The sequence below is a fragment of the Bacillus sp. V3B genome (assembly GCF_024494465.1).
Taxonomy (GTDB): domain Bacteria; phylum Bacillota; class Bacilli; order Bacillales; family Cytobacillaceae; genus Bacillus_BD.
This window is the reverse complement of record NZ_JAETXM010000033.1, coordinates 26142-34249: the sequence shown is the minus strand read 5'-3', so window position 1 is coordinate 34249 and position 8108 is coordinate 26142. Positions and strand designations below refer to the sequence as shown.

At 37.8% G+C, this 8108-nt stretch carries 9 protein-coding genes; 7 read left to right on the top strand and 2 right to left on the bottom strand.

Annotated elements, in window-relative coordinates:
- Nucleotides 1-183 precede the first annotated feature (183 nt).
- The 3 genes from JMM81_RS20685 (at nucleotide 184) to JMM81_RS20675 (ending at nucleotide 3456) form a co-directional block, all read left to right on the top strand.
- The gene (locus JMM81_RS20685; protein WP_256243442.1) at nucleotides 184-837 is read left to right on the top strand and encodes a DsbA family oxidoreductase; all 654 of its coding nucleotides are present in this window, start codon (nucleotides 184-186) and stop codon (nucleotides 835-837) included.
- Between the two features lie 320 nt (nucleotides 838-1157).
- Complete coding sequence (locus tag JMM81_RS20680) at nucleotides 1158-2120, top strand: tRNA dihydrouridine synthase (RefSeq protein ID WP_256243437.1); 963 nt, start codon at nucleotides 1158-1160, stop codon at nucleotides 2118-2120.
- Between the two features lie 751 nt (nucleotides 2121-2871).
- A complete protein-coding gene (locus JMM81_RS20675; RefSeq protein WP_256243436.1) occupies nucleotides 2872-3456 on the top strand; it encodes a DNA-3-methyladenine glycosylase in 585 nt (194 codons plus the stop codon).
- Nucleotides 3457-3589: 133 nt separating this feature from the next.
- Here JMM81_RS20675 and JMM81_RS20670 read toward each other — a convergent pair whose 3' ends face one another.
- On the bottom strand, nucleotides 3590-4156 hold the full coding sequence (locus JMM81_RS20670; RefSeq protein WP_256243435.1) for a cysteine hydrolase family protein: 567 nt from the start codon (nucleotides 4154-4156) through the stop codon (nucleotides 3590-3592).
- Nucleotides 4157-4275: 119 nt separating this feature from the next.
- On the opposite strand from JMM81_RS20670, the gene JMM81_RS20665 reads away from it, so the two are divergent.
- Nucleotides 4276-4722 (top strand): Lrp/AsnC family transcriptional regulator, encoded by a 447-nt coding sequence (locus JMM81_RS20665; RefSeq protein ID WP_256243441.1) that lies wholly within the window; start codon nucleotides 4276-4278, stop codon nucleotides 4720-4722.
- Between the two features lie 292 nt (nucleotides 4723-5014).
- On the opposite strand, the gene JMM81_RS20660 is transcribed toward JMM81_RS20665, so the two are convergent.
- Nucleotides 5015-5359: a winged helix-turn-helix transcriptional regulator gene (locus JMM81_RS20660; protein ID WP_256243434.1), complete on the bottom strand. Its 345-nt coding sequence runs from the start codon at nucleotides 5357-5359 to the stop codon at nucleotides 5015-5017.
- Nucleotides 5360-5560: 201 nt separating this feature from the next.
- On the opposite strand from JMM81_RS20660, the gene JMM81_RS20655 reads away from it, so the two are divergent.
- From JMM81_RS20655 to JMM81_RS20645, 3 genes are all read left to right on the top strand, one after another.
- Nucleotides 5561-6436, top strand: a complete 876-nt coding sequence (locus JMM81_RS20655) for an SIR2 family NAD-dependent protein deacylase (protein WP_256243433.1) — start codon at nucleotides 5561-5563, stop codon at nucleotides 6434-6436.
- 77 nt (nucleotides 6437-6513) lie between these two features.
- Complete coding sequence (locus tag JMM81_RS20650; RefSeq protein ID WP_256243432.1) at nucleotides 6514-7359, top strand: SIR2 family NAD-dependent protein deacylase; 846 nt, start codon at nucleotides 6514-6516, stop codon at nucleotides 7357-7359.
- A gap of 40 nt (nucleotides 7360-7399) precedes the next feature.
- The gene (locus JMM81_RS20645; protein WP_256243431.1) at nucleotides 7400-7978 is read left to right on the top strand and encodes an HD domain-containing protein; all 579 of its coding nucleotides are present in this window, start codon (nucleotides 7400-7402) and stop codon (nucleotides 7976-7978) included.
- Nucleotides 7979-8108 lie beyond the last annotated feature (130 nt).

The following is an 8108-nucleotide window of genomic DNA, read 5'->3' as shown; positions in this document are numbered from 1 at the left end:
TTGATAGAACTTTAGCAATAGGGTTGTTTAAGTTGAAAAAGGGGATCTAGCTTCTGAGAGGAACGAGTCATATTGTGTGTAAAATATAATCTTTTCCCTTATACTATAGTGGAATAATTAACAGGGGGTATAAAACACATGCAAATTGAAATGTGGACAGACTTTGCTTGACCATTTTGCTATATTGGCAAGAGACGTCTGGAAGACGCTATTAAGAAGATAGACCATCCAATTGAAGTAACCTATAGAAGCTTCGAATTGGATCCGACAATGAAAAAAGATATTAAAGAAAACATGTACGAAGTTTTGGCTAAGAAATATGGTATGAGTATCGATCAAGCAAAAGCAAACACAGAGAACATAGTCCAAATGGCAAAGGACGTAGGACTGGATTATCAAATGGATACGTTAATTTTAACGAACACCTTTGATGCTCACCGTTTGACGATATATGCCAAAACAAAAGGGTTAATGAAAGAGATGACGGAACGAATTTTACGTGCCTATTTTACCGAATCCAAGCATATTGGGGATCATCAAACATTAACAGACTTGGCGGTAGAAGTCGGTTTAAACCGCGAGGATGTAGAAAACATGCTTGCAAGCGATGAGATGACCGTCGAAGTTCGTGATGATGAGCAAACAGCGAAACAATATGGCATCTCAAGTGTTCCATTCTTCCTGATTAATAAAAAATACGCCATTACGGGTGCTCAGCCAACTGAGGTATTTGTTCAGTCATTGGAAAAAGTGATCGCAGAGGATCAGATCGTCGTTTTAAACAACCAAGATGGAGCCATATGTGATGACGATGGGTGCGAAATCCCTAAAAAGTAGTCCAACTGCTTCATATAAAAGAATGACATCTTAAGTCTAGTCATTTTCTACAAAAGCTATGAAACCCCCTACAGAAAACTGTAAGGGGTTGAAAAACGTTTTTGCACACTTATAACAGGTTATATATATTGTTAAGGTTAATTGAAGTTTAATCATATTTTCACAATAGTTTTTCATAAATTATAAATGTCCAAATGTACTTGTGTTTGATAATAAGTTATTAAACATGATATAAGTGTAAAAGAAGTGGAACATTTGGCTTTATATTTTTTGACCGAGAGTTTGAAGTTGTATCCATAGTGAGAGGATTTGAGTTTGAAATGATAGATAATTTTTGGCGTGATTTACCACGACCATTTTTTGTACTTGCACCAATGGAAGATGTGACAGATGTTGTTTTTCGTCACGTAGTAAGTGAAGCCGGTCGACCGGATGTATTTTTCACAGAGTTTACAAACTCGGATAGCTATTGTCATCCAGAGGGCATGAAAAGTGTGCGTGGCCGTTTGATTTTTACAGAAGATGAACAGCCAATGGTGGCACATATTTGGGGGGATAATCCCGAATATTTCCGTCAAATGAGTATTGGCATGGCAGAGCTAGGATTTAAAGGCATCGATATTAATATGGGCTGCCCTGTACCGAATGTGGCATCGAGAGGGAAAGGTAGTGGCCTTATTCTGCGTCCAGACGTTGCAGCAGAACTTATTCAAGCAGCAAAAGCGGGCGGACTGCCTGTCAGCGTGAAAACACGACTTGGCTATAAGGGTGTAAATGAGTGGGAGGAGTGGCTAACGCATATTTTAAAACAGGATATTGCGAACCTTTCCATTCATTTACGTACAAAAAAGGAAATGAGCCAAGTAGATGCGCATTGGGAGCTAATTCCGGAAATCAAAAAATTACGTGACCGTATCGCACCAAATACGCTACTAACAATCAATGGAGACATTCCTGACCGTCAAACTGGGCTGCAGCTTGCTGAACAATATGGTATTGATGGCGTTATGATCGGGCGAGGTATTTTTAAAAATCCTTTTGCTTTTGAAAAAGAGCCAAAAGAGCATAGCAGTAAAGAATACCTTGATCTTTTAAGACTGCAGCTTGATCTTCAAGATCAATATGCGGAAGCACTGCCACGTTCAATCACAGGGCTTCATCGCTTTTTCAAAATTTATGTCAAAGGATTCCGTGGAGCTGGTAAATTAAGAAATCAATTGATGAACACGAAATCAACAGATGAAGTGCGTGCATTGCTTGATAACTTTGGAAAAGAATGTTGATGGGACGGGGACAGTGAAATGATGTAACTCTCAAAAAGTTAGAGAAAAAATAAATCATCTCAACTCATGTGTACTTATTTTATTTAGTTTCAAGTTCCTTTGCAGCCGGCAACTTTTGTTTTGATAAAGTCTGTTTTCTGAAAGAAAAAGGTCTTAAGAATGTAATAAACCCACCAGCACCCTTGTGTTGCCACATACACTCTGCACATGTGGAGTGCTGTTCACTACCAGTAAGGAAAGATAAATAAGATGTAACAGTGAGTAGGGGGCCTTTCCTGAGTGGGGAGGCTCTTATTTATTGTCATGAACTACGGAGACAAATCTAACTGACCTCCACGCTGCCAGGGTAGAAAGCAAGATTTCCTCTAGTTTTCAACAATATACATAAATGCCTTTATATCAAGGATTAAAGCGAATATAGGAAATTTAAATGAACTGTGGTTTCCGATCGTTTTTGAGAGGGTGTGACCAGAGCGTGACCAATATTTTTATAAGAAATCCGGATGAAATTTATGTGAAATATCAAAACCTTTAAAAAACAGTATAAGACAAAGGAAGTAGTATACCTAAAAACCGCAATTTCTAGCTTCAAATTCTAGAAATACCGATTTTTAAGAAGCAAAATGAACATAATTCTTAAAAAACTTTGAAACGAAATTAATTTTTTATTAGAATGCATAATCTGAGAGACTGTATGAATAATTCAGTATAATAGTAGAAACTAACAAAAAACGTTTCGGGAGTGAATTAATTGGAATCATTATCAATCGATTTTTTCCAACAGCCAACGCTTGAATTGGCCAAAAATTTACTTGGGTGTCTTCTAGTAAAAGAAACAAAAGAAGGCACTGCATCTGGATATATAGTGGAAACAGAAGCCTATATCGGGCCAGGTGACCGGGCTTCGCACAGTTTTGGAAATCGCCGCACCAAAAGAACGGAAATTATGTTTGGAGAAGCGGACTATGTTTATACCTTTGTAACGCATACACACACGCTTGTCAATGTCGTAAGCGGGCCAGTCGAACAACCTGAGGGTATTTTAATTCGGGCTATTGAACCGGTTGAAGGGATTGACTTAATGCGTGAACGTCGCAGGATGGATAATTTGGGGGATTTAACCAATGGGCCTGGAAAATTGACCAAAGCACTCAGTATCAAAATGGATGATTACGGGCATCCCTTTACAAAACATCCTTTATATATTACCTCTGGAAAGATTCCAGAAGCTATTTCAAAAGGACCGCGGATTGGCATTGAAAATACAGGTGAGGCAAAGGATTATCCTTGGCGGTTTTGGATAACTGGAAATCCATTCGTATCAAGGAAAGGTTGATAAATCCTCCTCTGAAACGCATTTTTCTTGATATCTGCGACGGTTACTAAAACCAGGTTTTTTCCAAGTCTAACATCAGTAAAAAAGGGAGCTTGTTTTTAAACAAACTCCCACTTATATTTAATTATTGGTTCTACAAGATTGTGTTAGCTTTTTGTTGAAGGAAATCCTCGGTCGAAATTACATTGGCATACATACCGTTAAGTGCACTGACAAACGCATAATGAACCTGTTCAGCTGGCACTTTCCTTTCTTGATAAGATAAGTCTCTTGTCGCACATGCATCTTCAATAAGTGTAGTTTCAAAACCTAGATCCACTGCAGCTCTGACTGTGGCATCAATACACATATGTGTCATCATACCTACAATCACTAGTTTAGTCACTCTTTTTTCTTTTAATTTGCTTTCTAATTCAGTCTTTAAAAAGCTGTTAGGGAAATGTTTTATGATAATGCTTTCGTGTTCTAATGGTAGAACAGCTTCATTTAGTTTAGCTCCATCCGTATTTGGGAGAAAGAAGCCTAACCCTGGATCACTTGCGATATGCTGGACATGAAAAATATGATCTTTGTTATTCTGTCTAAACCAGTCAAGAACTTTAGCAGCATTAGCGGCTGCTTTTTCAGGGTTGCTTAGTTCCATCTTTCCATTTGGAAAATAGTCATTTTGAATATCGACAATGATTAAAGCTGTGCTCATTTTCTTTCACCCCATTTAAAATTTTGTTACACTACAATGATAAATAATATTATATTTTCTATCGATACTTTGATGAAACACTTTTAGAGTAAATCATTTCATAGTGAAAGGAATTTATGATGGAACTCGATAACATTGATTTTCAGATCCTTCGGTTACTATCCGAAAATTCGCGTGTTCAATGGAAGGACTTAGGAGAACAAATTCATATGACAGGGCAAGCTGTAGGGAATCGTATTAGGAAGCTTGAGGAAAGTGGCGTTATTAAAGCATACTCTCTCATTGTAGATGAAATGAAATTAGGATTAACTTTTACAGCGTTTATCATTATTTATATGAAAACAGCAGACCATGATGCTTTTATACGCTTTATCCATGATCGAAAAGAGGTAGTGGAAACTCACCGAGTATCCGGGGAAGGCTGTTATCATTTAAAAATAAAAGTTACATCCCAAGAACAATTGAACCTACTTCTTAATAAATTTCTCGATCATGGAAACTATAGTTTACATCTATCTATACAAGAGATTAAACAACAACACCCTTTAACTAGCACATTACAATAAACGTTTGTTTTTCTATGAGATTATAAACGGAAGAGAGAAAAACATTTTTCATTAATTAATATGGTTTAGAAAATCTTAAAATAGAAAACCCAACATAAAGCTTTAATATAAGACAAGATGATAAAAACAGAAGAATAGAAACGGCAAAAAGGTATAATTCTCTCGGATAGTGAGAGGTTATACCTTTTTTACTTAGGGGTAACATTTTCAGGCTCCCTTGTTTATTGCGTTCAAATCCCCGTCGAATAAAGTTAAACCCCGGTGGATGCCTCCGCTTTATTAAAGACGGAGTTTATTCCTCTTTTTCTTGATTATGTTCTCCCCATTGACACATTTCCTGAATAATAGGCCAGAGAGATTGCCCTTTTTCAGTTAGGCTATATTCGACCTTTGGAGGAATTTGTGGATATTCCTTACGATGAACTAAACCATCATGCTGCATTTCCTTAAGTGTAGAACTGAGAGTTTTATAGGTTATCTTTCCTAACATACGCTGAAGTTCATTATAGCGCACTGAACCATTTTTTGATAAATGGTAAATAATAAGCAGTTTCCATTTACCGCTGATAATGGAGAGTGTATAGCCAAAAAAAGGCTCTTGGCTATCAGAAACATTATCTTTAGATTTTTTTATCATAACACTATCCTCCAAGATAGTATGCGTCAAAAAAGTGCATACTTGTTTGAAATTATATATCTACTTTATAATACATTCACAAGCAAGTAAAGAAGTGTTCAAACACAAAGAGAAGTATATTACGCCCCTCCATTCAATTAGAGATCATATAAGTGAAAATTATTCAACTACCAAGAAAAATCATCAGGAGGACAAATAAGTATGTTAACAAAACAATATCAAGACAACATAGATACATTACTTCAGAAAATACAAGAAGCTGAGGCGATTGTGGTTGGTGGCGCTGCTGGGATGTCTGAGGCTATCGGACACAGTTTTTATCATACTGATGAAAATTTTCTGAAGCATTTTGGAAAATTTGCAGATAAATATGGTATTAAAAACCTTTTTGAGGGCTTTTATTACCGTTTTTCTACAAGAGAAGAACGGTGGGCTTATCTTGCAACTGAAATCAAATTTATATATGATGCCGAAGCCGGTCGCCCTTACCTTGATTTATTGCAACTACTTCAAGGCAAAAACTATTTCATTGTTACAACGAATCAAGACTCACAGTTTTCCAAGACTTTCCCTGAAGAAAAAGTTTCCCCAATTCAAGGGGATTTACGTTATCTTCAATGCGGCTCCCGTTGCCATGATCAGGTTTATTTTAATAAAGAGCAAGTTGAGAACATGTATGCAAACATAGATGGAACGAGAATTCCAACAGAGTTAATTCCATTATGTCCAAAGTGCGGGCAGGAAATGGAACCATGGGTGCGCTCTTATATATTTCTGGAAGGTAGCTCTTACAGAAATGAATTAAGAAAATACAATGAGTTTCTTATAAAAAGCAAAGATAAAAAGGTTCTCTTTCTGGAATTAGGTGTTGGCACAATGACACCGATGTTCATCAAAGAACCCTTCTGGAACATGACTTACAGTTGGCCGGATGCATACTACATTACCATCAATCCAAAGGATGCATTGTTGCCAAGGGAACTGAAGGATAAGGGACTCGCCATTCATGAAGATATTGCCGTGGTATTACAAGATGCTGTGAACGAGAAAGCAAAAAGACATGCGGATATTGGATAAGTACTGAGCGATCCGGCTTCGCATATGTAAGGAATATACTAATTCATAATCAAAATTTTATAAAAATGGAGGATCATATGGAAGGGATGTATCAAGAAGTTTTGAGCAAAATCAAGGAGGCTGACAGCATTGTAATCGGCGCAAGTAACGGCCTCGCCATTTCGGAAGGTTATAATATTTTTGCAGAGGATTCGTCCTTTCTGGAACATTTTGGTGATTTTCGTAAAAAGTATGGTTTTCATAGTATCCTACAGGGATCTTTTTATCCATATCCTTCCGAGGAAGAAAAGTGGGCATTTTTCAGCCGTATGTACGCCTACTTTTTAAACAACAAGGAAGCTAGTCCTGTTATGAAGAACCTTTATGAACTGGTGAAGGATAAAAATTATTTTGTGGTTACCTCTAATACAGATTCTCATTTTACACTGGCAGGATTTCAAAAGGAACGCCTTTTCGAAATAGAGGGCAATAGTCGGTATTTGCAATGTTCTAATGGTTGCCATAATCGAATTTATCAAGGTGACGAAATATTGAGTAAAATGGCCCAACACCAAGAGAATGGAAAAGTCCCTCTGGATCTTATTCCTAAGTGTCCAGAGTGTGGCGGCCCAATGCAAGTCTATGTCGAAGTCGATCGGAATTTTCTAAGAGGCCAGTCTTGGCAAACAAGCTATCAGGCTTATCAGGATTTTATCGATAATGCTCATGGTAGAAAATTAGTCCTGCTGGAATTAGGCGTAGGTGCAAGAAACCAATTGATTAAAGCCCCATTTATGAATTTAACTAGCTTAGAGGAAAATGCAACCTATATTACTTTTAATAAAGGATCCGAGCTTTTTATTCCAGATGTAATTGCTTCAAAATCCATTGGTATCGACGGTGATATTGCGGAAGCGTTAGATCAACTAGTGCGGATGAAATAAGCTGATTCAGCTAATAAGAAAACAGGGGAGGAATTGAAAGGTGTTTCTAGTGAGTATTCTGAATGATCCTGTCTGTCAACCAATAAAAAAGCCCTACGAACGATGGTATAAATTCATGGAAGAAAAAATAGAGTTTTGGCTTCCGGATAGTGAATGGCATACGAAAGCTCACTCTGCTCGCGTTCTGTTGCTGGCACTCCTTATGGGACATCAAAAAGGTCTAAGTGATGAAGAGTTAGATGCACTGGGGATGGCGGCTATATTCCATGATTCCCGCCGCCTTGATGATGGGATTGATAAGGGGCATGGTGGCCGTGCGGCAGAGTATTACAAAGATTATTGCCGTGAGCAGGATTTACACTTTGATGCCCATACCTACTACATCACCTATTATCATGACCAGGATGATTCGCTTGGTTTGGCAGAAATTGCAAAGTCGCCTGCGATTAGTGAACGGGGCGTGCTACTGTATCAGATTTTCAAGGATGCCGACGCACTGGATCGCTTCCGTTTGGGTCCTAACGCTTTAGATGAAAATTTTCTTCGGACCGAAGAAGCACATGGACTTGTTGGCTTTGCAAAAGATCTCTTGCAGAAAAGTCGTGCAATTAATTCGTGAAAATATAGAGGAGAAGAATCTACTGTACGTTTCCACATTTTGAGAAACACAGCTGTTGGTACGGTACTGCTGTTCGCCGTATCAACGAGTGCATCTGGAAAGTGAAATGTTATGAGAATGTTAGGCATAT

Coding starts and splice junctions, on each gene's coding strand:
- JMM81_RS20670 (WP_256243435.1), bottom strand. CDS start 4,156: ATGAGCACAGCTTTAATCATTGTCGATATTCAAAATGACTATTTTCCA.
- JMM81_RS20680 (WP_256243437.1), top strand. CDS start 1,158: ATGATAGATAATTTTTGGCGTGATTTACCACGACCATTTTTTGTACTT.
- JMM81_RS20665 (WP_256243441.1), top strand. CDS start 4,276: ATGGAACTCGATAACATTGATTTTCAGATCCTTCGGTTACTATCCGAA.
- JMM81_RS20660 (WP_256243434.1), bottom strand. CDS start 5,359: ATGATAAAAAAATCTAAAGATAATGTTTCTGATAGCCAAGAGCCTTTT.
- JMM81_RS20655 (WP_256243433.1), top strand. CDS start 5,561: ATGTTAACAAAACAATATCAAGACAACATAGATACATTACTTCAGAAA.
- JMM81_RS20650 (WP_256243432.1), top strand. CDS start 6,514: ATGGAAGGGATGTATCAAGAAGTTTTGAGCAAAATCAAGGAGGCTGAC.